This is a genomic window from Corynebacterium durum (assembly GCF_030408675.1).
In the GTDB taxonomy this organism is placed as follows: Bacteria; Actinomycetota; Actinomycetes; order Mycobacteriales; family Mycobacteriaceae; genus Corynebacterium; species Corynebacterium durum.
In genome coordinates, this window is sequence record NZ_CP047200.1 from 2,203,856 (window position 1) to 2,227,032 (window position 23,177).

Annotated in this window: 17 protein-coding genes, 1 tRNA gene and 1 CRISPR repeat array; of the genes, 4 read left to right on the forward strand and 14 right to left on the reverse strand. The window is 55.8% G+C overall.

Annotated features, from left to right (window positions below; genetic code table 11):
* Nucleotides 1–70: 70 nt before the first annotated feature.
* Together hutH and CDUR_RS10195 are read right to left on the reverse strand one after the other, a co-directional pair.
* Complete coding sequence (gene hutH / locus CDUR_RS10190; protein ID WP_006064205.1) at nt 71–1,615, reverse strand: histidine ammonia-lyase; 1,545 nt, start codon at nt 1,613–1,615, stop codon at nt 71–73.
* Nucleotides 1,616–1,719: 104 nt separating this feature from the next.
* Entirely contained in the window at nt 1,720–2,454 is a 735-nt protein-coding gene (locus CDUR_RS10195; protein ID WP_179418126.1) for an IclR family transcriptional regulator, read from the reverse strand.
* Nucleotides 2,455–2,487: 33 nt separating this feature from the next.
* On the opposite strand from CDUR_RS10195, the gene hutG reads away from it, so the two are divergent.
* Together hutG and CDUR_RS10205 are read left to right on the forward strand one after the other, a co-directional pair.
* Nucleotides 2,488–3,405 (forward strand): formimidoylglutamase, encoded by a 918-nt coding sequence (gene hutG / locus CDUR_RS10200; protein WP_179418127.1) that lies wholly within the window; start codon nt 2,488–2,490, stop codon nt 3,403–3,405.
* Between the two features lie 349 nt (nt 3,406–3,754).
* Nucleotides 3,755–4,150, forward strand: a complete 396-nt coding sequence (locus tag CDUR_RS10205; protein ID WP_006064208.1) for a globin — start codon at nt 3,755–3,757, stop codon at nt 4,148–4,150.
* 6 nt (nt 4,151–4,156) lie between these two features.
* Here CDUR_RS10205 and CDUR_RS10210 read toward each other — a convergent pair whose 3' ends face one another.
* From CDUR_RS10210 to CDUR_RS10235, 6 genes are all read right to left on the reverse strand, one after another.
* On the reverse strand, nt 4,157–5,758 hold the full coding sequence (locus CDUR_RS10210; protein WP_179418128.1) for a TIGR04028 family ABC transporter substrate-binding protein: 1,602 nt from the start codon (nt 5,756–5,758) through the stop codon (nt 4,157–4,159).
* A 68-nt stretch (nt 5,759–5,826) separates the two neighbouring features.
* Entirely contained in the window at nt 5,827–6,975 is a 1,149-nt protein-coding gene (locus CDUR_RS10215) for a cystathionine gamma-synthase (protein ID WP_179418129.1), read from the reverse strand.
* Between the two features lie 43 nt (nt 6,976–7,018).
* Nucleotides 7,019–7,675 (reverse strand): DUF8185 domain-containing protein, encoded by a 657-nt coding sequence (locus CDUR_RS10220; protein WP_179418130.1) that lies wholly within the window; start codon nt 7,673–7,675, stop codon nt 7,019–7,021.
* A gap of 2 nt (nt 7,676–7,677) precedes the next feature.
* Nucleotides 7,678–8,145 (reverse strand): acyl-CoA thioesterase, encoded by a 468-nt coding sequence (locus tag CDUR_RS10225; protein ID WP_179418131.1) that lies wholly within the window; start codon nt 8,143–8,145, stop codon nt 7,678–7,680.
* Nucleotides 8,146–8,715: 570 nt separating this feature from the next.
* A complete protein-coding gene (gene ettA / locus CDUR_RS10230; RefSeq protein WP_040360249.1) occupies nt 8,716–10,386 on the reverse strand; it encodes an energy-dependent translational throttle protein EttA in 1,671 nt (556 codons plus the stop codon).
* Nucleotides 10,387–10,493: 107 nt separating this feature from the next.
* Entirely contained in the window at nt 10,494–11,006 is a 513-nt protein-coding gene (locus tag CDUR_RS10235) for a single-stranded DNA-binding protein (RefSeq protein WP_179418132.1), read from the reverse strand.
* On the opposite strand from CDUR_RS10235, the gene CDUR_RS10240 reads away from it, so the two are divergent.
* Nucleotides 11,005–11,151 (forward strand): hypothetical protein, encoded by a 147-nt coding sequence (locus CDUR_RS10240; RefSeq protein ID WP_179418133.1) that lies wholly within the window; start codon nt 11,005–11,007, stop codon nt 11,149–11,151. The genes CDUR_RS10235 and CDUR_RS10240 overlap by 2 nt on opposite strands.
* Nucleotides 11,152–11,238: 87 nt before the next feature.
* On the opposite strand, the gene CDUR_RS10245 is transcribed toward CDUR_RS10240, so the two are convergent.
* A complete protein-coding gene (locus tag CDUR_RS10245; RefSeq protein WP_179418134.1) occupies nt 11,239–13,461 on the reverse strand; it encodes a bifunctional copper resistance protein CopD/cytochrome c oxidase assembly protein in 2,223 nt (740 codons plus the stop codon).
* A 146-nt stretch (nt 13,462–13,607) separates the two neighbouring features.
* On the opposite strand from CDUR_RS10245, the gene CDUR_RS10250 reads away from it, so the two are divergent.
* Nucleotides 13,608–13,681: transfer RNA gene (locus CDUR_RS10250), tRNA-Arg, on the forward strand.
* 835 nt (nt 13,682–14,516) lie between these two features.
* A CRISPR array of direct repeats spans nt 14,517–15,711; the repeat unit is 36 nt; unit sequence GCCTCAATGAAAGTCTTCCGCATAAGCGGAAGAGAC.
* 187 nt (nt 15,712–15,898) lie between these two features.
* Here the strand turns inward: CDUR_RS10250 and cas2 are convergent.
* From cas2 to csb2, 5 genes are read right to left on the reverse strand one after another with little or no spacing between them, the layout of a single operon-like run.
* On the reverse strand, nt 15,899–16,201 hold the full coding sequence (gene cas2, locus CDUR_RS10255; RefSeq protein WP_179418135.1) for a CRISPR-associated endonuclease Cas2: 303 nt from the start codon (nt 16,199–16,201) through the stop codon (nt 15,899–15,901).
* The gene (gene cas1, locus CDUR_RS10260; RefSeq protein ID WP_179418136.1) at nt 16,198–17,802 is read right to left on the reverse strand and encodes a CRISPR-associated endonuclease Cas1; all 1,605 of its coding nucleotides are present in this window, start codon (nt 17,800–17,802) and stop codon (nt 16,198–16,200) included. The genes cas2 and cas1 overlap by 4 nt, the downstream gene beginning before the upstream one ends.
* Nucleotides 17,799–18,866 carry an aldehyde dehydrogenase gene (locus CDUR_RS10265; RefSeq protein ID WP_233452938.1) on the reverse strand — a complete coding sequence of 356 codons (1,068 nt, stop codon included), beginning with the start codon at nt 18,864–18,866 and terminating at the stop codon, nt 17,799–17,801. The genes cas1 and CDUR_RS10265 overlap by 4 nt, the downstream gene beginning before the upstream one ends.
* Entirely contained in the window at nt 18,863–21,622 is a 2,760-nt protein-coding gene (cas3g, locus tag CDUR_RS10270; protein WP_179418137.1) for a type I-G CRISPR-associated helicase/endonuclease Cas3g, read from the reverse strand. The genes CDUR_RS10265 and cas3g overlap by 4 nt, the downstream gene beginning before the upstream one ends.
* Complete coding sequence (gene csb2 / locus CDUR_RS10275) at nt 21,612–23,177, reverse strand: type I-G CRISPR-associated protein Csb2 (protein ID WP_179418138.1); 1,566 nt, start codon at nt 23,175–23,177, stop codon at nt 21,612–21,614. Before csb2 ends, cas3g begins: the two co-directional genes overlap by 11 nt.

Sequence of the window (23,177 nt, forward strand, 5' to 3'; positions counted from 1 at the left end):
GAATTTGTCTGGAATACCAGACACTAGCGTAGTGGAGGGCAACGCACCGGAGAGGTGGGTTCTGGGCGGGCTACCCCAGCTCACCCACCGCAGCGCGCACGGCATCCACCACCGCGCCGGACGCCACCAACTCCACCGCCTTCTCAATCTCCGGCGAGAGGAAACGGTCCGTACCAGGGCCTTCGATCACCTCGCGCAGGCAGGCCACCACGGCGCCCGTCCCCACGGCAGGTGTCAACGGCGCACGCATGTCAATTGCCCGAGCTGCGGTGAGTACCTCGATGGCCAGAACCCGAATCAACCCATCTACACTCCGGCGCAGCTTCCGGCCCGCCGACCAGCCCATGGACACGTGGTCCTCCTGCATCGCCGACGACGGAATAGAATCTGCGCTCGCAGGAGCCGCATTACGCTTCAACTCAGACACAATCGCAGCCTGCGTATACTGCGCAATCATGTGACCGGAATCCACGCCCGGATCATCAGCCAAAAACGCATTCAACCCGCGGTTCCTGGCAACATCCAAGAAACGATCCGTCCGGCGCTCCGACATGCTCGCCACATCAGCCGCCACAATAGCCAAGAAATCCAGGACATACGCCACCGGCGCGCCATGGAAATTCCCGTTCGACGCCACCCGGCCATCCAACGCCACCACCGGGTTATCCACTGCGGCAGCAAGCTCCCAGTCCGCGACGCGCCGGGCGTGGTCGATAGTATCCCGGAAAGCGCCGGTGACCTGCGGTGAACAACGCACCGAGTAGGCATCCTGGACGTGGCTGCGGCTGAAATCCTCCCGGCTTTTCGCCAGAATCTCCGAGTTCCCCGCCACCAGGCGCACGTTCGCGGCACTCACGGCCTGGCCGGGGTGCGGACGTAGTTGCTGCAGGTCATCATCAAACACGCCCAGGCTGCCGCAGAGCCCTTCCACCGTCATGGCGGTGGAAATATCCGCGACCTGCGCCAGGCGCGTGAGGTCATGAATAGCCAGGCACAGCATACCCAGCATGCCGTCAGTGCCATTGATCAGCGCCAGGCCCTCTTTTTCTTCCAGCACCAGGGGTTCGATGCCATGATCGGCCAGGGCGTCGGCGGCGGGGATGACGGGGCCGTCGGCACCCACGCGCACAAACCCCTCGCCCATGAGTGCCAAGGCGCAGTGCGCCAGCGGGGCCAAATCCCCCGAGCAGCCCAGCGACCCGTACTCATGCACCACCGGAGTGATTCCGGCGTTGAGCACGGCAGCATAGGTGGACGCCACCACTGGGCGCACACCCGTGCGGCCCGTGGCCAGGGTGGACAAGCGCAGCAGCATCAGGGCGCGCACAACCTCGCGCTCCACCTCGGGGCCGCTACCCGCAGCGTGGGAACGCACGAGGCTGCGCTGCAGCTGGGCGCGAAGATCCTTGGGAATGTGACGGCGGGCCAACGCGCCGAAACCGGTGGAAATACCGTAAACGGGGGTGGGGTCGTTGGCTAGTTCTTCGATGCGGTGGCGGGTGTCGGCGATGGTGGCCAGCGCTTCATCGGTGAGTTCGACGGGGGCGTCGAAACGCGCGACATTGACCACATCATCAATGCTCAACGGCCCGACACCAACAGAAACAGCGTTCATGATAACCTGCGCTCCTTACAGTGCATAACAATCCAGCAGAAATGTGACGTCTGCGCGACAGCCAAGCGCAGTGAGCACCAGCTTAACAAAACACCTATCGGTACCTACCGCCCAAACAGTGCCGACTCCAGCATCGCCGCCCGGGACTGCAACTGCTCGATCACCTCGTTGACCCGGTTTTTATCGAGGCTGCCGACGCGAAACGTGACCGCCAGCGCCGCAGCCGGACGGCCCATATGATCCACCACCGCCACCGCGAGGCTTTCCTGACCGGGGCTGACCTCCTCGGATTCCGACCCCCAACCACGATGTTTGGCCTCGGTGATCGGTACCAGCCACTCCCTGTACGACCCGTGCCCCACCACGCCATACAGCGCCTTCAACTCTGCCGCCGGAAGCTGCGCCAACATCGCCCGCCCACTCGCAGTGGCGGCTGCAGGTAGACGCACCCCCACATCCGTGATCAAGGACACCCCCCGCGGGGAACGTTCCTCCAACAAATACACCACCTCACCCCCGACGAGCCGCCCCACGTGCGCGCTCCCACCCACCAGCTTTGCCAACTCCCTGGCATGCTTCGCCGTCGCCCGCACCAGCGGCTGCTGAGTGGTATATGCGCTGGCCATGCTATACGCCGCCAGCCCCAAACCATACGTCCGCGTGTCCGGGAGGTAAGTCACAAAACCGGCGTCACGCATCACCGTCAGCAGGTGATAGGTAGTTGAACGTGGCAGCCCCAGCTCCGCCTGAATGCGCGCCGCCGAAATCGGCACATCAATATGGCTGAGCAACGCCAAAATCTGCAATGTCTGCGCCGCCGCCGGAACCTTCGAAGCCACGCTGACTATCCTATATGGCCTATCCTTGCGGTTATGAGCGACTTCACTTCATCCCCGTGGGTTGGCCGCAACGACGGCCCCGGCCCCGAACACGCACGCTGGCACTCCACCATCCAGGACCTGGACGAACTGGAGGACGCGCCCGGCGTGGCACTCATCGGCTTCGCCTCCGACGAGGGAGTACGCCGCAACCACGGACGAACAGGTGCCTCACGCGGCCCAGAACACATCATGTCCGCACTCGCCGGACTGGCGGTCCACCACGACACACCGCTCTACGATGTGGGCACCATCACCGTCCACCACACCAACCTTGAAGGCGGCCACGACAGCCTCAGCTCCGCCGTTGACGCTTTGATTAGCAAAGGACACACCGTGATAGTGCTGGGCGGCGGGCACGAAACGGCCTTTGGCTCGCACCGTGGACTCCGCCGGGCCACCGGGGGGAGCGTGGGAATCATCAACATTGACGCCCACTTTGACCTCCGCGTTGCCGACCAACCCACCTCCGGCACCCCCTTCCGGCAAATCGCCGACATCACAGGCAAAGACTTCAACTACACCGTCTTCGGCATTTCCCGACCCAATAACACCCGGGCACTGTTCAACGAAGCCGAAAAACTCGGGGTCAGCTACTACACCGACGACGAACTCGCCAGCATGACACCCGCCCAGGCAGCCGGCCTGATCCGGGAAGTCGCTGCGGGTGTAGACACACTGCACCTCAGCATCGACCTTGACGCCCTCCCCGCCTCCGTTGCCCCCGGCGTCAGCGCCCCCGCCGCCGTGGGTATCGACCTCGCTCTCGTCCGCGCCATGGCCATCGCCGCCGCCGAAACCGGCAAACTCGCGCTTGTCGACGTCGTGGAACTCAACCCCCGCTACGACGTTGACGAGCGCACCGCCCGCGCCGCCGCCCGGCTCGTCGACGATATTGTGAACGCGCTGTAGGTTTTTAGCGAGTTTGCATGCGTTGGAGTCCTGCACAATGTGCTTATGCTCAAGCACGAAAATGGGGTGTTTTTCGGCTTGGAGATAAGCACACTTTACGTGCTTGTCATATAGGTCCACCGCTGGGCTCGAAAACGGGGTGTTTCCGTACCTGGCAGTGGACCTATCTTTATGCAAACATTTGCACTAACGGCGTTCAATTCCTTTGGGAGCGCCGTGCTCTATCAAACTGCCATTTTTCCAGGGGTTTTTGACAGTTTGATAGAGCATGAGCAGCAATCTGGTTGTTGTGCGCTATGAAATGCACACTCGCCCCGCCCGGCGCGCTCATCCGATAGAGTTAATCACCATGACTGAACCAGCAACCAGCTTTTATGACGCGGTCGGCGGTGAGGAGACGTTCTCCACCTTCGTGCATCGCTTTTACCAGCAGGTCCGCGAGGATGACCTGATCGGCCCGATGTATCCCCACGACGATTGGGAGGGCGCTGAGCAGCGTCTTAAGTGGTTCCTCGCGCAGTATTGGGGCGGCCCGCAGACGTTTAGCGAAAATCGTGGACATCCAAGGCTGCGCATGCGCCACCACCATTTCAGCATTGGGCAAGCCGAGCGGGACCGCTGGCTGGAACTTATGTCCAACGCCATCAACACCATCAGCGAGGATCAGCTTGACGACGCCCACCGAGCCGCCCTGTGGAATCACATGGAGCGGGTGGCGGACATGCTGATCAATAAGGACCAATAAGCAGGATTAGCGGCCGAGCCTGGATACCTGATAGAAGGACGGCAGCCCGGTCGGGTCGGTGTCAAAGCCGTGCACATGCGTGCGCAACCCATATACCACTGGCTGCTCCACGAGGGGAAGCACATACACCTGTTCGGTCAGGTAGTCTTGGGCCTGCTCCACCGTTTGGGGTGCAAGAAGTTCCTCAAGCTGTGGGTCGAGCAGGCTGCCATCGGAGTGGGTGTTGTGCGCGGCGTCGATACGCGAGGTGGAGAACTGCTGGTATAGGGTGCCGTCGGACATGGAGTGGAACAGCTGGATCTTGTTGGGGTCTTTCACGGCTTCAACCTGGTCGGCGAAGTCCCCGGGGTAGAAATTGATTTCCACGCCGATGTCTTTAAGCTGCTCTTGCAGCATGGCCACCACCTCTTTGGAGCGCGGGAGGGGCAGGGCATCGTTGACGTTGAGGCTGAGGCGCTGGCCGTTTTTCTCGCGGATGCCGTCGTCGGGGTTGCGCACCCAGCCGGCCTGGTCGAGAAGCGTGTTGGCGCGGGCAGCGTCGTGCTTGTAGGCCTTTTGTTTCTTGTAGCCGGGGGCCCGCTCCGCCAGTATGGAGGTGGCCAGGGGGTAGCTGTCGGTGAAGAGGTCGTCGCGAATGGCCTTGCGATCGACACCCGCGATGATGGCCTGCCGCACCCGCTTATCCTGCAACAACGGGTGGCCCGGGCGGAAAGTGAGACTGTTGTTCACGCCCCTTGTCGACGCCGCGACCAGGTTCAGGCGTGCCTGGCGCACCTGGGACTCGTCGGAGGGGTCGATGCGTGCGGCAATATCAGCCGCCCTGCCCGTGACCAGACCCACGCGCTCGGTGTCCTCCTGGTTGAACACCACCCGCACGGAATCGATCGCCGGGCGGCCCTCGTGCTCACGGACGGCGGGTGCCCAGTTGTAATCATCGCGGGCGGTGAGGGTCAGCTCCTCCCCCACGCGCTCATCCGACACCACAAACGGACCCGAGGCCACAATGTCGGTGGCGTGCCCCGGGCCGAAGCCCTCCATTGTGCGCTTCAGGGTCGCATCGGCAAGCAGACCCGCGCGGGGCATGGACACCGCCTGCGGGAACTCCGGGGTCGGCTCAGAGAAATAAAACTTCACCGTGTACGCGTCCAGAGCCTCCGCGCGCTGGTAGTGGGGCAACGCGGGGCTCGGCGCAAAACGACGCCCCTCATCCCCCAGCCCAAACAGGTCAAAATTACGCACCACATTCGCCGCGTTCACGTGACTACCGTCGGAATAGGTGACGTCTTTACGCAGCTTAAACGTGAACTCCGTAGCATTCTCATTCACCTCCGGCAAGGCTGTGGCGATCCACGGGTACAAATCCAGAGTCACCGGGTCCTGAAACAACAAGCGGTCCGTGATGTTGTGAACAATCCCGCCATTCGGGTAAAAATCCGCCGCAGGCGGGTACAGGGAATCGAACTCCTGGGCCTCCACATAGGTAATCGAGCCACCAATATGCTGCCGTGGCTGGTTGGCGCAGGCGGAGACCGAGGCCACTATCAACAACGCCACAATCACTATGATTGCCGCCGCTTTGCAGTCTGTGCGCCTGATGCCCATAACCATGCGATGCCCACCTAAAAAGAGATGATGCCGTACCCTGTCCGCCAGATTACCTACATGTGTGCGGTTTTCTAGCGCACGGCCTCCAGCGCGGCCCGAATATCGGCGAGGAGATCATCAACATCCTCAATGCCCACGGAGATGCGCACCAGGTCACGCGGCACCGCCAGTTGCGACCCCTCCACCGACTGGTGAGTCATCGATGCCGGGTGTTCCAGCAGCGATTCCACCCCACCCAGCGACTCCGCAAGATAAATCAGCGTGGTGTTCAGGCAAAACGCCCGGGCCGCGTCCTCGTCATGGAACCGCACCGACACCATGCCGCCGAACCCCCGCATCTGACGGGCCGCCACCTCGTGGCCTGGATGACCAGCAAGCCCCGGGTACAGCACGGAAGCAACCTTCGGGTGAGAGTCCAACAACTCAGCCACAGCCTGCGCGTTTGCGCAGTGCCTATCCATGCGCAGATTCAGGGTTTTCAATCCGCGGATCGTCAGAAAGGCGTCAAACGGGCTGGGGATCGCGCCTGCGCCGCCTTGCAGAAACTGGATTTTCTCATCCAACTCGGCGTCGTTACACACCACCACGCCCCCGACAACATCCGAATGCCCGCCCAGGTACTTAGTCGTGGAATGCACCACCACGTCCGCACCCAGCGCCAGCGGCTGCTGCAGATACGGGGTGGCGAAGGTGTTATCCACCGCCACCAGCGTGCCGTTCGAGTGAGCCACCTCGGCCAACGCCGCAATATCCGACACGTTCAGCAGGGGGTTCGTGGGGGTCTCCACCCAGATGAGCTTGGTGTTAGACTGCAACGCCCCGGCGATCGCCTGCGCATCGGCGGTATCCACCACCGAATACTCCACACCCCACTGGCCAAACACCGTATCGATCAGTCGGAACGTGCCGCCGTAGGCATCATTGCCCACGATCATATGGTCCCCTGGTTGCAGCACCGCGCGCAGCACCACATCCGTCGCCGCCATCCCCGACGAAAACGCCCGACCGTACTCGCCGCCCTCCAGGGTGGCCACCGCCTCCTCCAGCACGGCGATCGTCGGATTGCCGCAGCGCGTGTACTCGAAACCACCGCGCAGCTCGTTCAATCCGTCCTGCACAAAGGTGGTGGAGGCGTAAATCGGCGGATTCACGGCCCCCACATTCGGGTCAGGCGCGTAGCCCGCATGGACGGCGTTCGTGGCAAAACCTCGCTGGGACACTCTTCCTCCAAACAACGGTACGGACAGTACAGTAAACCACAGTCTAGACTAAGCGGTCTACGAGCGAAAAACCGCCAGCTGAGAAGTAAACGGAACCAAACGGGGCGTCGATACGCAACCAGCGCCCCACCGACGACACCCGCAACTGCCTGGGAATCTCCTCCGGTGCCGACCCACCCGGAATCAACTGCAGGGCAGTGCACGCAAACACCGCGCGCATTGGCACCTCAACGCTCGTGTCACCGCTTGACGACGTCGCGGTAATCACCGTCTGATCCATCAACGACGCCGGCGGGCCCATCGGACCCGAAAACTGCCTGGCTAAGGCGCGGCCCTGATCCGCAAGATCACGGACAACCCCCACCGGAAGCTCATCAACCAACACAAACCCCGACGCCGGCGGAAGCGCGCCGGGAAACATGGCGTCGCGAGCCGGACCTAAAGAAGCGTTTTCCGGGGAGCTATCCAGCGCCTCCAGCACCGCCGACACCCCAGCCGCAGCGCCATCCCGTGAGACCTCCCCGACCACGCGGCGGCTCGCCAGGACGCGGAACGGAGTGGTGACAAAACAATCAACCTGCTCCCCCAGCTGACGGAAACGCACCGTCGCCTGCTCATCCAACCCACGAGCACGCAACAACAACGCCCGCAAGCCCGACTCGCCCGACGTAATGGTCAAATGATCCTGGGTTGCGGACATGGCTAGCCCTGGCCCTCTTCACTGCCTTCTGAGCTCTTGCCGCGGGCGAGCACCTTCATCTCATGCGCCTCAATCGCGCGCGGCGATGCCGTCTTCAAATCCACCGCAATCTGCACGCACTCCACCACACACGCAGCCTCGCCCTTCTCATTCTTAATAGTCTGGCGGGTGGTAAACGACGTGGTTTTCACCTGCACAACCTCGGTTTCCACCTGAACCTCAGTCGCCGTGGGCAAAATCGGAAGACGATAATCAGCAGTAATATGCCGCACAAAAACAGATGGCACATCCATGCCCTTCTGTACAAACTCCTGATGCGCCCAATCCAAACGCGCCTCCTGCGCCACCTCCACATACGCGGAATTAGTTAGATGGCCAAAACGATCAAAATCCGACCACCTCACCGGAATCCGACACACATGCACCACAGCGCCCTCAGTCACGTCATGCTGATTACCACGTTCGCCCATATCCGAGCAGCCTTCCCTTCACCAAAAAACCTGCGCAACAACCGCGCCACAGAACAGCACGGCCCCTACGCAAGAAAACAGTCCCCCCTTTTCTACCACAAATCGGGCCAGGAACTCAGGCGATAGAAAATATGTTAACGCTAGGGGTATTGGACATATGCGCAGGTTAATCGATGATGAGGTTGGTGGCGGGTTGGGTGTGGGGTCGGTGGTGCTAGGGCGGGGTTGATGCGAAGTGTGTATACGCTCCGGTTGAAAATGGGACGTTTTCAGACTTGACGGTATACATACTGTGCAGGGGTGGCGGTTTGGCAGAGCGCGGCAGCTGTGCGGCTGGTGAGCAGGAAAACCTTGAACACTGTTAGTGCAAACGCTTGCATAGAAAAAGGTCTATCGCTGGGTACGGAAACAGGGTGTTTTCGGACCTGGCAGTGGACCTATATGACAAGCACGTATGGCAAGCACGTCAAATGTGCTTATCTCCAAGCCGAAAAACACCCCATTTTCGTGCTTGAGCATAAGCACATGTGACGTGCCGGTACATAAACCCCGCCCCGGCAAACCTCCGCTTTAGCGAGTGAGTTTCCTGTGAGTCACGCGGGACGGACGGGCAGCCTCGGGGCCAAGGCGGTCGACCTTGTTCTTTTCGTATTCCTCGAAGTTGCCTTCAAACCAGAACCATTGCCCTTCTTCCACGTTGCCTTCCCACGCGAGGATGTGGGTGCAGGTGCGGTCAAGGAACCAACGGTCGTGGGAGATCACAACGGCGCAGCCGGGGAATTTCTGCAGGGCGTTTTCCAGGGAGGAAAGGGTTTCCACGTCGAGGTCGTTGGTGGGCTCGTCGAGGAGGATGAGGTTGCCACCTTGTTTGAGGGTGAGCGCGAGGTTGAGGCGGTTGCGTTCACCACCGGAGAGAACCTTGGCGGGTTTTTGCTGGTCGGCACCTTTGAAGCCGAAGGCGGAGAGGTACGCGCGGGAGGGCATTTCGTTTTGGCCGACCACGATGTAGTCCAGACCGTCGGAGACTACTTCCCACACGGTTTTTTCCGGGTCGATGTTTTCGCGGTTCTGGTCCACGTAGGAGAGCTGGACGGTTTGGCCGACTTTCACATCGCCCTCGTCGGGGTTTTCCAGGCCAACGATGGTTTTGAACAGCGTGGTTTTGCCCACGCCGTTGGGGCCGATCACACCGACAATGCCGTTGCGGGGCAAGGTGAAGGAAAGGTCCTTGATGAGGACGCGGCCGTCGAAACCCTTGTTCAGGCTGCTGACTTCCACAACCTGGTTGCCCAGGCGCGGCGGCGTCGGGATTTGGATTTCTTCAAAGTCGAGTTTCTTGTACTGCTCAGCTTCGGCGGCCATTTCTTCGTAGCGCTGCAGACGGGCCTTGTTTTTGGCCTGGCGGGCCTTCGCGCCGGAGCGGACCCAGGCGAGTTCTTCCTTGAGTCGTTTTTGCAGCTTCTGGTCTTTTTTGCCTGCGATGTCGAGGCGTTCGGCTTTCTTCTCCAGGTAGGTGGAGTAGTTGCCTTCGTAGGGGTAGAGCTTGCCGCGGTCGACTTCGCAAATCCATTGCGCGACGTGGTCGAGGAAGTAGCGGTCGTGGGTGACGGCCAGGACGGCACCGGGGTATTTGGCCAGGTGCTGCTCCAACCACAGGACGGATTCGGCGTCGAGGTGGTTGGTGGGCTCGTCTAGAAGCAGCAGGTCAGGCTCCGAAAGCAGCAGCTTAGCCAGCGCGACGCGGCGCCGCTCACCACCGGAAAGGTGGGTGACGGGCTCATCGCCGGGCGGGCAGCGCAGAGCCTCCAGCGCCTGCTCGATCTTGGAGTCAATCTCCCAGGCATCGGCGGCGTCGAGATCTTCCTGCAACTTGCCCATTTCTTCCATGAGCTCGTCGGTGTAGTTGGTGGCCATTTCTTCGGCGATCTCGTCGAAACGCTTCTTCTTGGCAAAAATCTCGCCAAGGCCCTCTTCCACGTTGCCGCGGACTGTTTTTTCCTCGTTCAGCGGCGGCTCCTGCAGCAGAATACCCACGGTGGCACCCGGGTCGAGGAATGCCTCACCGTTGGAGGGCTGGTCCAAACCAGCCATAATTTTAAGGATGGAGGATTTACCGGCACCATTCGGGCCAACAACACCAATCTTTGCGCCCGGAAAGAAGGCCATGGTGACATCGTCCAAAATGACCTTGTCACCGTGTGCTTTGCGCACGTTTTTCATCGTGTAGATGAACTCACCCACGACAACCCCTTTTATTGTTGCAACTTTTAACCTCCACAAAGGGTACATGAAGTGGGTTCGGGAGGCGTCATCAGCCACTCCCCCAGGTGCGCGTATCGACGCCTCCGCTAAAACGGCGCTTCCTCAACCTCCCCCGCCGCCCCTACCGCCGCGAGTTCTTTATCGACATCCTCCGGCTTATAAGAGGAGGAATCCACCCATTGGCTCGCATCCGTCGAGGCGTCGGGCATCTCCGCTGTGGCATCGGCCTGCACCACGGCGTGCTGCGGAACCACAGTGTTGGTGAGGTAGCGGTTCAGGTCGGGGCCGATATGCGATGCCTTGACCACCATGTAGGACTGAAGCTCCCCATCAGCGTCCCGCCAGGAATGCGTCACCAGCGTGCCCACCACAATCACCGCCATGCCCTTGGTCAGGGAACGACGCGCGTGCTGCGCCAGCGGCCCCCAGCACTCAACATTGAGCCATACCTGGTCGACGGAATACCACACGTTGTCCTCGCCACGCCGCTGACGGCTGGCGCCCAACCGGAATTTACACACCCCCTGGTTTTCCCCCGTCTGGCGGTAATGCGGATCGGCGACAAGATTGCCGGTCACAGTGTAGGAATGCTGAGCCATGATGCCCCTCCTCATTGTCGGCGCCGAGTGCGCCGTCGAACACGAACGTAGTATCAGCCCCGGCGGGAATGGTCCCCTCGAACCCCCGTCTCCCCGATCCCCCGGTGTCATTCCCTGGGGCCGTGATCCCTACTCTGCCACCTGATCCAGGGGTTGCGCATCTGCCGTCAGAGCCTGCCTGTGGATAAACCGAGTTATCCACAGACGGCCAGGTGAGGCGTTGCGCAGCAGGCTAGGTGGAGCTATCATTTCTGCCCCTCATATCCTGCGCATAGTACTCCTCGAAGGGGTTCTCACCAGCGTTGATCTGCGCCAACATGGCGTTGTAGGCGGCCATGTCCTCGTCGTCGGTTTCGTCGGCATGTTTGTCGTAGGTGCGCATCTGGCGGTGATCGTCCCGGTACCACGCCAGCACCACGGCCCCCACCACAATCATCAGTGGGAACTGGCCTGCGGCCCAGGCGATGCCGCCGCCCACGTTCTGGTCCCGCAGCAAATCCACGTGCCACGGCAGTCCCAGTGTGGAGTAGAAATCGTAGGCCAGGATGACTTGCATCTGCATCAGCGCCACCCCGAACCACATGTGGAACGGCAGCGACCCGAACAGCCACGCGCCCTTGCCCATGGGGTTGCGCTCCACCGGGACGGGATCCACCCCAATGACCTCCCAGTAGTACATGAAACCGGACCACAGAAACATGATGTTCATGGTGAGGTGACCGGCATGCTCGGACACCGCGACGTCGTAAAGCGGGGTGAGGTACAGGATGTAAAACACCACCAGGAACTGGATGGTGTTCACCGCGGGGTGGGTGATAAACCGCACCACCGAGTTGTTGATGGCCACCTCAAGCCACTCGCGCGGCCCCGGCTGGCCCGGCTGACCTGGGTTGATCGCGGCGAGCCACAGGGTGAACGGACCGCCCAGCACCCAGAACACCGGGACGCCCATGGAGAGAATCATGTGGCCAACCATGTGCATGGAAAACGTGGCGGGCATGTTCATACCGATGCCGGAACACATGGTGACCAGCAACATCACGCAACCTGACATGAACCAGGCGGTGCGGTACCACGGCCAGGGTTCGCCACGCAGGCGCAGGCGGCGCACACCCCACATGTAGGCGACGGCGAGGAGGATGGCGAGGGTGCCGAAAATGATGTCGAAACGCCACATCGTCCACACATTCCAGATGGTGGGTTCCACAAACAACTTGTAGCCCAGCTGAATATCCATCGTGTTCAAATCCGGTTCGCGCGGCGGGGGCGGCGGAGTGCGGCCCAGCGACACCGCCACACCCGTGATCGCCGCCATCACCAGTACTTCCACAATCGCCACCCGCTGGAACAGGCGTGGCTGTTTCTCCAACTTCGGGATCGTGGCCTGGCGGTGCAGCCAGCCCATCATGATGAGCACCACCACACCAACGGTTTTGGTGAGAATCAACGTGCCATAACTTGTGGTAAACCAATCCGACCAGTGGATACGAATCGCGGCGTTGATCAGGCCCGACAGCGTCATCACCAGCGCCGACGCCAACGCCACCGCCGAATAACGACGCACCGCCACCACCATGCCCGGCCCCCGCCGCCGACCATGCGCGATCAGCGCCATCAAACCCCCAACCCACAACACCATGAACACCGCATGCCACAGGTAAGAATTCGTGCCGTAATCATGATCGCCGCCGCTCGCCGAATGGCCCTCCAAGCCCAACGGCACAATCATCAGCACCGCCCCGCACAACCACACCGGTTGCATGATCCACCTGTGCGTAGTCAGCGCCGCAACGCCCGTGACCAGCGCAAACACCGCCGACCACTGCCACGCCAACGATGTAGACACCTGGTTTATTGCGGTTGACCAATTCTGTGGCTGCATCGCGTCCGCCAACGGCTGGCCTGACACATCCGACAAATACATCGGCACCATCAACAAGGCGATGAGACCAAAACACAACGCCGCAACCGCACCCGTTTTCGACGCCACCGTGCCGTCCGCGCTCAGTATGGCGAAGCGGAGGGTGGGGTGGGTGTTGTGGGTGTTGTGGCTGTTGTGGCTGTTGTGGCTGTTGTGGGGTGTGGTGGGTGTTCGAGGTGTGGTGGCGCGGGGTGCGGTGGGTGTTCGGAGCTCCCGGGGCGAGCACAGGAAGCCCGCGAACAAAAACGACCCCACCGACAACGCCGCCAACATCCACGCCGCCGCCCGGAAAAACGGCAAACCCGCCGTGGTCAACGGACCCGGATCAGGAATACCCAACGCCGCCAACGACTCCCCCAAGAAACCCGCCGACACCACCGCACCCACAACACCCGCTGTGACACAAAACAACACAAACAACGGCCAGGTCACGCGGGCACTGCTTGACGACGCCGCGGCGCGCTCAGTGTCTGTTGGGGTGGAGGTGGCACCGATTGAGTTTGACGTGGGGGTGACCGAAGAAGATGACGTCATGCACTAAACACTAATAGGTGGGGCAGACACGAAGGTGTACAGGCGGGGGTGGGTGGACGGTCTGGTGTGGGTTGTGTGGTGTGGGGTCATGTGGTGTGGGCGCGGACAGATGCGGTAAAGTTCCCTGATGGAAGAAATCCTTCCATGCCTCCGTAGCTCAGTGGATTAGAGCATCCGGCTTCTACCCGGCTGGTCGCGGGTTCGAATCCTGCCGGGGGCGCTTTTTGTTTGTGTGGGTGGGGTGCTGGGGTGGATTTTTGAGTGCCGGAGTTCCAGATGAGTACAACGACGGAGCCGCTCTAGAATCCGAAATGAGATAGGTCAACTGCGAGGGAAACCGTCAAAAGATACAACATCTCAGCAGATGTTCCACCAGAAGCCTTTCTAACTATTCTTCGAGAATTGAATATATTCACGCTTGATGTCATAAGTAAATCTGCCATAGCTGCCACTAGTTATGAAAGACAAAAGGCGACGATCACAACAAGAAAGAAGCATTTTAGAAGCACGCGAGCATGAAGGTAATAAAAACTGCAATGCAAAACCTTTGACACACTAGAAGAAAATTAGAAATACACGTTAACTTGCAATCCTAGTGCATTTGACAATTCTGGGCAGGAATATAATTTTCGCCAACACCAAACCACAACGGGCTACGCAGGTGAAACGATTAACAGCCACATATTGAGTCACAGTTGCAGCCATCTACGATTTCATCGCCACTAAGGATACGCACCAACTATGCAACTTGAGCATCATTTGCTACACAAATCACATCTACTGTAGACGCCTTATTATCCGAATAAGACATTTTCAAAATGCAATGTAGACCATATTGACGGTGTCACAACTAGCGCTAGACCAATGCCCAAGATAATTGCTTTTACGCCTATAGGGCAAACCTTTCCAATTCCTTGCAGTATCGCATGTGCAGAAAAAACAGGGCTGACTTTTAATTTTCTTGATACTGCGACAACTTTATTTTATTACAAATGAAAGTCTGCTACATAGGCAGCGAAAAAACCAAAACTTAGGATAAATTCGCCCTTCCCCTGCCCTCAATGAAAGTCTTCCGCATAAGCGGAAGAGACGCCCATGGAAGACGCCATCAACCACATCACCAGCGGGCCTCAATGAAAGTCTTCCGCATAAGCGGAAGAGACGCTTTCGCCACGGTCTTTATCAGGATCAGACGCCACCGCCTCAATGAAAGTCTTCCGCATAAGCGGAAGAGACAACAGTCCCAGCTGGGGTTACCGACGCCGCCATACTGGCCTCAATGAAAGTCTTCCGCATAAGCGGAAGAGACACGAAACCTGTCTTGGCGACAACAGCGCCCTTCTTGCCTCAATGAAAGTCTTCCGCATAAGCGGAAGAGACGTGGGAGCCGCAGGCCCCGGAGAACGATAGAACGCTGCCTCAATGAAAGTCTTCCGCATAAGCGGAAGAGACTCAGCCGCACATCCTGCCGCTCTTCCAATGCGTCGATGCCTCAATGAAAGTCTTCCGCATAAGCGGAAGAGACGTCTGCGTGCTCGGAGAAGATGGATTCCACAGCGCCGCCTCAATGAAAGTCTTCCGCATAAGCGGAAGAGACTGCGTATCTGCTTCATTATTGAGCGGAATATGCGGGCCTCAATGAAAGTCTTCCGCATAAGCGGAAGAGACCGAAAGCCTCATTATCAAGGCAGGGAGCCTATATCTGCCTCAATGAAAGTCTTCCGCATAAGCGGAAGAGACGCTGCTCCGCGCTAGGTACCAGACACGTGATAGTGCGCCTCAATGAAAGTCTTCCGCATAAGCGGAAGAGACTAAGTTTGAGGCCGAGAACCGGCGTATCGAAAAGGAGCCTCAATGAAAGTCTTCCGCATAAGCGGAAGAGACCGAAGGTTGGCAAGGATCGTAACGGTCGTGTCCGCTGGGCCTCAATGAAAGTCTTCCGCATAAGCGGAAGAGACTTTCCATGCTAGAATGGCATCGCGGCAAGTCTCCCAGCCTCAATGAAAGTCTTCCGCATAAGCGGAAGAGACCCAAAGACAATGGTATCTCCGTTGGCGGGTACTCTGTGGCCTCAATGAAAGTCTTCCGCATAAGCGGAAGAGACCCCTCCCGAAGTCATCAGCAAGCTGCCAAAGACCTATGCCTCAATGAAAGTCTTCCGCATAAGCGGAAGAGACCGTTCTATACCGGAAATGCTCCTACGGCTTATCGTTGGCCTCAATGAAAGTCTTCCGCATAAGCGGAAGAGACAGCCCCCAAATTTTAGTAGCTTTGAACTGCTAAAACTAAGGGCTTCGCGAGCGTGAGGCGAATGGCTCGCGATGTATGATCAACCGTACACGAATGCACAGCGCTAGAAGCTAGTTTGAGGTGGATTTTTTGATCGCGAGCGAAACCCAGGTTTTACGTGAAGTACCTGAAGCTCGCCGGGAGCAGACTACATGATAATCACATCATTATCTGTTATTTCCCTACACAATCCAACATAGCTAAACTTCTGTTGCCCCAGGTCGGCTAGCCTTCCCAAGTCGCAGAATAGTATCGAGTCTTCGTCCAGTTGAGCAATCTTGCCAATCTCATCCTTCAACCGTAGAAGCTTCGAAGGAATGATATCAACCACAAAGACGCTGTATTGTATGCGATCTCCATAGGTTTCCAGCAACTTCGCTATCTTTCCACGCCGTCTATCGTTAGGAACATCATACGCAATTAGTGTGCGCCGTGTGTCGTCACGCCTCATCTTACTTTGACACCTACATAGCTGGGGTGGCTACCATTTAGTACTCCAAGAATCATTCGCGCTTGGATCTCAATTGCACGTCTCCATGTCACTGAATAACCGAAGAAAGGATGCTTGAATTCCGCGTTGATCCGCCGCTCAAATGCTTTGATAATTGCAGTACGACCTGTGGGTGACAACCTCAGACTATCACCAGCCGATAAAAAGCTTCCCCCACTAATTTGCCTCCGATTAACTAGTGTCAAAACAACAGAATCTGCTACAACTGCGCGAAATTCCTCCATAAGATCAAGAGCAAGCGCTGGTTTATTCCGATTGCTGCTATGCAAGAATCCCGCATGAGGATCCAGTCCACAAGTGAGGATTGCACGGATACACTCCGACGAGAGTAAGCCATACGCGTAGTTTAACAAGATATTTAGCGGATCCGTTGCTCCACGTCCGGTCCTACCCTGCCACCACCAACCTAGCGACCGCAAAGTGGCTGTGCTCAGCATCGTTTCAAAGCCACCAAAATATAAGCTTGCCGCATCACCCTCAATCCCGAATAACTCGGGCAACGATGCAGCTTTGAGTGCATTTTGCTGCAACTTTCGCAATTCTTTGACCGCATGATCAGCATCGCCATTTCGCCGAAGCAGCGTTGCTTGATTTGCTATCTTACTTGAGATCATCTCTGTAGCAATCGGCACGCTTCCACGCGCCGACAAGACATGCTGTTGGACCCTCGCCAAACCATTTGGTCCTGTTCCGGGTTGCGACCAGCCATAGACACGACCACTACTAGAACACCAAATGACAGTGTAATCACGCCACATAAGATCCCGCAGCAGTGCGGAGGAAAGGTCAATATTGCCATGGATGACAACACTATGAATCCTCTCCAAGGGAACATCACCAATCTGCTCACCTTTGGATTGGACTATCATCCTTCCCTTTCGCACTGATGCGCGGGCACCCTGCACAGTCAAATGCACGACCTGGCTATCGGGTTTCGACGGAACGATCTTCTGGGAAGTCACACGTCCTAGATGCTCATCTGGAAGACAGACACTAACATGTGAACACCAACTACACTTAGGTGAGTCTTCGAGTGGACCAGGAGCTATGGTGCCTTCAATAATATTACGAGTTCTATCAACAAAGCTTCTCGCCAAGTTGAAATCTTTTTCAGTGAGTTCAACAGGCATCTTCTTGTTATGATCAGTAAAATAAACTGCATACTCAGTTATATTTTCACCTGATTCCTTAAGGCATATACCTTGAAGAGCCAGTTGAATACGGTTAGCTTCAGTGACTTGTGGAGTTTTCCTGACCGGAGTGGATTTATATTCCACCACCCTCATCGAGTCGTTGTCAACAGGTTCAACGACATCACATCTGCCAATAATACCTAACTCATCGGACTTGACCTGAACTGAACGACGTTGTTGACTTCGCGAGGTCGCCGGATCATCTACTCCGTGATGTGACGAATGTCCATGCTGCATCTGTGACGTGTCGGTCACTTCACCATTTGCTTCTAGCCAAGCTCGACGCTCGCAATACACTGTTTGCGCTACCAAAGAAATGGGAAGCACAGCATCTTCGCGGTAACTCATAATGGCACCGCCGTACCATACTGAACTTGACGTTCAGGTGCCGATGAGCTTCCCGCGAGCAAAATCGGAAACCTCGCTACAGCCTTCACACCACGATCTTTAAGCCATACAGCCGAACGAGCAGAGCCAAGCACACTTGCCGTGTTATTTTCCACAATGCCAGCCTCAACACCACACACTTGCTCCACTGCCTCTGCAAATGCCTGGCTGCGTAATATTGCGCGTAACCTGGCTGGTGTTATCTTCTGAGCAAAGATTGGAAGAACCATATTATCTGGGTGAAGTACGTCGGAAGGCCAGGCCCCCGGAGTGATACTCAGCTGATCAATCTTCCTCACTACAGGAAAACATGCAATCCCTAAAAGAGCAGCGAATGTTAACGCAACATCGGCAGGACCTGGTGGGGTAAAACCAGTTGATGTACGTGAATCAATTGCATTTTTTCCTATAGTATCGCGAAGAGTTACGCCGGTAATGCCAGAGGAAATATCACTTATACTCCATTGAGAAAGTTCAATACACAGCGGTCGAAGCCGATACTGAACAAATTCCTCTCCTTTGTTCCTCGTTTTCATCTCCCACCTGGACGCACCATGATCTGGCCGGTTTTCCTTACGTAAAAAACGCCAGTACGCAGCTTCACCAAGACCAAATATCCAGCGAAGCGAAAGCAAATCACCGTCCAAAGTCAATTGGTTTAGCGCATGAAACCTGGCCTTTTGATGATTATGCCAATCGTATGGATTAGCTTGAACGTCAATACCACGTATGCGCGGCGAAAATGGAGAAAATATTGCTTTCTTTTTTCCGCTTCCATACTCATTATTGACAGTAACCCAACTATCAACTGAACTTAATTGAACCGAATACTGCAAGATATATTCAGCCACGGCATCCAAGCCCACACCTTCAATATCAAGCTGCGCTTTAGGTATGACTTCATCACTCCATCCGAGAGTTACAGCGCCTGGATGGTGTGTCTCAGCTAGCATTGCTAAACCATACAGTGCGAAATGAGTGAGCGCAGAACGGTAGTCGCCCGCGAGAGTAATTGTAGACATCATTTTCCTTCCGCCGAAATTTGAACGTCAGCCGCCCGTTCAAGCGCCTCAAGATATGCCGTCATATATGGACCAAATTCGACGTCGGTTCGTTCGATTAACTCTTCCCATCGACCGGTGAAAAATAGCTCATGCGCTTGTTCCTGCAAAGTATCGGAAATGGGATCCTGACTATTTTGCGGCAACAGAATGCGATCTGTATGCGCAAAAGAATTTCTCCCATGTCCGTGGCTGCATCCGATTATTCGCAAAGCAAGATCCGAACACTCTAGTTTCCCCTGCGCTCTTTCATTGGCGACTAAAGCAACCGACATTTGTTCATGCCGCCACCCTTGCGGCAGGCCACTTCGTTGCCTAGCAATTTTCGTTTCCTGACGAGTTCGAACTTCACTCTTTGCTAGACTCTTTTCAGATTTTAGTCCTCCAAGCATGCTCTGGAATCGGCTATCAGATTTACCGTCATCATGATGTCGAGCAGCAAACACCACATCCTCAGCAAAATCTTCTTTCAAACCAACAACACAAGCGATCTTTTCGGCACGTGCAGCTACATCACGCTGATGATCTTCGAGAAAGATTTTCCCCTGCGTATAAGTCCACTCTTGCCGAATATCACTATCTTCTTGAGGCTCTTCTTTACGCGTAACGGCGTACCATGAAACAACCTCGCCAAATCTTAGATCATCTTGAATCGAGCTTGATAGGACAATATCATCATCTACATTGCCAAATTCGCGCCAGATACTGGTTGCCTCGTCTGGCGTTAATCCGCAAAATTCCCTGAAAATTTCAGCTTCAGATTTTGACATACCAGCATCGAAAGTTAGGATCTTAGTATATTTATCTTTTACAGCCTCTGGTGGCTCTTTGTCGCCAGGATTTCCTGTCACCGCTACTTTTTCGGTGGTAAAAGGAATCCCTCGATCGATGATGATCAAGTCGCCAGGACGGGACCTATGTCGTGGTGTGCAGATTTCGATCTCACCATCGCGAAGAAAGAATGCTCGTCGCAGAATATCAGGTTCGCTTCGTTCCAGCCTAATCCTCTGTTTATCGTCAACAACAAGTTGAGATAGAATGTGGTGTAACACATCCAAACTTGCCGGAAAAACTTCATTATTTTTTGGAGGAAACGCCTTCAAAAGTTCGAGAGCGACGAAATCATCCCCTGGAAGCTGTTCTCGCACAACAATTCCGCCAATTGCCATCTGCTCCTCCAGAGAATCATGCAGCCATAAATCAAGATCTGGTTCTGCATATGCGTCTTCAGAGGTTCGTGAAAATTCGAGAAGATCCGTCAGCTCGGGACGTTGATAGAGCAACCGAGACGGCAATGTTTCTGGTGGAACACAGGCTAACATTGCTGCTGGATTTGCGTTACCTTGCTGCGATAATGCATCCAACCAATTATAAGATTCGCGCAGATCATCGCCTTTGTATGGCGGCATTAAATCTTTAACTTTTGCCAAATCCACTGGCTCAAGAACAACAATTTTTGAATCTGTTCTTTTCCCCAAACGATTAACTCTGCCAAAACGCTGCGCAAGCGATGAAGCGGGTGCCAGCTCTGTAACCAGGGAGTAAAAATCAATATCAATTCCCACTTCCAGCGTCTGAGTAGCTACCACTACGTCAATTTCACTATCGCCAACACAGGTGAAGAGCAATGGATGTTTTTCACGCAATTGTTCTAGATCATATGTTCGCATTCGGCCAACGATGAGCTCAACGTTAAGTTTTCTTTTTTTTAGCTCATTCGCAATTTTGACAGCAGTATCAACATGATTAACAATGCATCCGATTGTACGACTTTGCTCGACTCCGGAACCTGTCTGATCATTTCGCAAATTATGTATTTCAGCTACTGCATGCGCGACTACCTCACTATTACCCGGTGCACCGTTCCACTTTTCTACTGATACGCGACGAAGTTCTTTGACGGAGTTAACCCTTCGTAGAAGTTCCGCATCATCAGCGCCGCCAAGGTTAGAAACATCAACTCCAACCTCAGTTTGTCCCTTTTTAAGTTCAGACGGAGTCGCTGTCGTTTCTACGACCTGGAGCCGTGGCACGCCTATATCAGCGCCAAATTCCTGCAACTTAGCCACTCGCCGGGCAGTCACCAGTAGCTGTTGGTTAAGGTGAGCCTCATCAAGGACAAAAACGGAGTCCATTGCAATCAAGGCTGTTTCACGAGGACGGGCTTGTTTCGAACTGCCGTAACCTTTAAACAGTAGGCGCGACCCCCACATATCTGGTGTCGCAGCAATTACTGCGCAGACTGAGAGTTCATTGACTGGCAAGGAGCGATTGCTGAGCTCACCACGTATGTGACCCACCAAAAAGGGCTCAGTTACGTCATGCACGTGAAATGATGAAAGCAGCTTTGCAACACGGTATATGATGTCACTCTCATCATTTGCGGCATCGTTATTAAGCACATCTACCATGGTGCGTTGAATATTCATCGCTCTATCTGCCTGACTGTCTACCAAAGCGCGGCGACCAACAACCACGCATAGCCGACGTGGTACCCTTGGCCCATTCCCGCTGGCAAATAAGGCGTTAACAAAAAGATGGACATCCACTACTGATGATTTTCCAGCACCTGTTGGAGCAACAATCCTCTCCGGCCAGGTACCTGTGGTTACTATTTGATCAACCAAGTCTTGTTGCCAGCTAAAAGGAGCATGCCCTCCATTGAGTGCGGCAAAGAACGCGGAGAAATCACTGCGTTTTACTGTTTGTTTATTTATCATTGCTGTGCTTTTCCTTCTGAATCATACGCTCAAAGTCGTCCTTCAAGACATCATGAGGAACTAATAGCCCACCACCGAGATGACGTGACTGACCGATAGCTACAAGTGTTTTATCTGTAGCTAGTGTTCCGAGAGACAACAGACCACGCCATGGTTGTGTGACAACACTAGCGTGTGTTCTATGCGCATACTTTCTAGGATTTGCGTTTACCGTTCGTGCTTTAAACACCATCGCATCTTGCGTCTTCACTTGATCACGCAGTTCCAGGTAACGTTGCTCGCCCTTTTTCTCAGAGTTGAATCTATCGCGCCATACGTATGCGAGGGAAAGCAACCCAGAATCCGCGAGGGTCCAGCGTCTAGTACCATCTTTAGGCTTCACTGGACGAGTCTCTGGAACTATTGCTGTAAGAGGTTTCCACAGCCGAACGCAACCCTGCTGCGGCTTCGGCCAAAACGCATCTGCTTGAACGGAGATCCCACTGAAGTAGACATGTCGTCGACCAAAATCCCTACTGTACAGTTGTTTTACGGCAGCCAGTCCCTTAGCTAACTGGCTCAGGTCTTCCGTGTTCGCTGCAGCCGGAATCATTATTGCGATGGCTGCGCCTTTGAGACCGAGGTGTTGCGTGTACTGCCCAGGAAGGTACTGGAATGCCAATCTGTTTGCTGGTATTTTAGCTACTGCCTTGTCGTATTTTCCGGTGATGAAGCTGGATGCCCCAAATCCAATAGCCGAAATAATCGCACGATGAAGAGCGACGCAAATAGCTACGTACTGGCGAGGCGGAAGATCTTCTCCTGCAACCTCAAGCAAGACAATTTGGGACCATGGCGCATCACACACTGTAGGTTCCTGACGCGAATATTTGACGTTACCCAAACACTCGTGTGTCACTGGCGTGTTTAGTGGTTCCTCATTTTTTTTAGGTCTATCCGCTGCCTTAGTAGGTATTTTACTTGGATTGTTACTCCGGTACGTCTTGATCAATGCATCAGTTCGCCCATCAATGGGAACTCGAAGCATCATCCCACCGCTAACTAGAGGACTCCCCTGAGCATCAAGATGAAGATTTGGGTTTACCACTCCGCCTTCAAGGATAGCCACGCTGACTGATTCGCCCAGGTGAGGCACATCATCACACAACTGCTCCAATGTTTCTGCAACATCATCAGGTACGTTATCCCAATGCCAGCCAACATGACTAGCCAAAGCGATGCCGTCTGACAGCGGGCGTTGCTCCGTTTTCCTTCCTCCTGAAGACTGAGCGACCTCGCGGTGCATAAAGCGTTGTCGTCCGGTAAAGACTGGTAGTGAGGTTGGTTTTTCGATTCCATCCGGCGGATTCTTTTCCAACCATTTCAAGGCAACAAGTGCCGATTCACTTGGTTCAAGCCCATGTTTGCCCTGAATAGCGTGAGTTCCTTGTGTTGCCGAGTTAAGCAAAGCAGCATGCAGTCGTGCTGGATCTGGAAACTCATCACTGCGTCGATCGGATTTGTGTCCTACGTAAACCCCCAGTGGGAACCTCGCAATGATGTTGAGGCTCCGCAT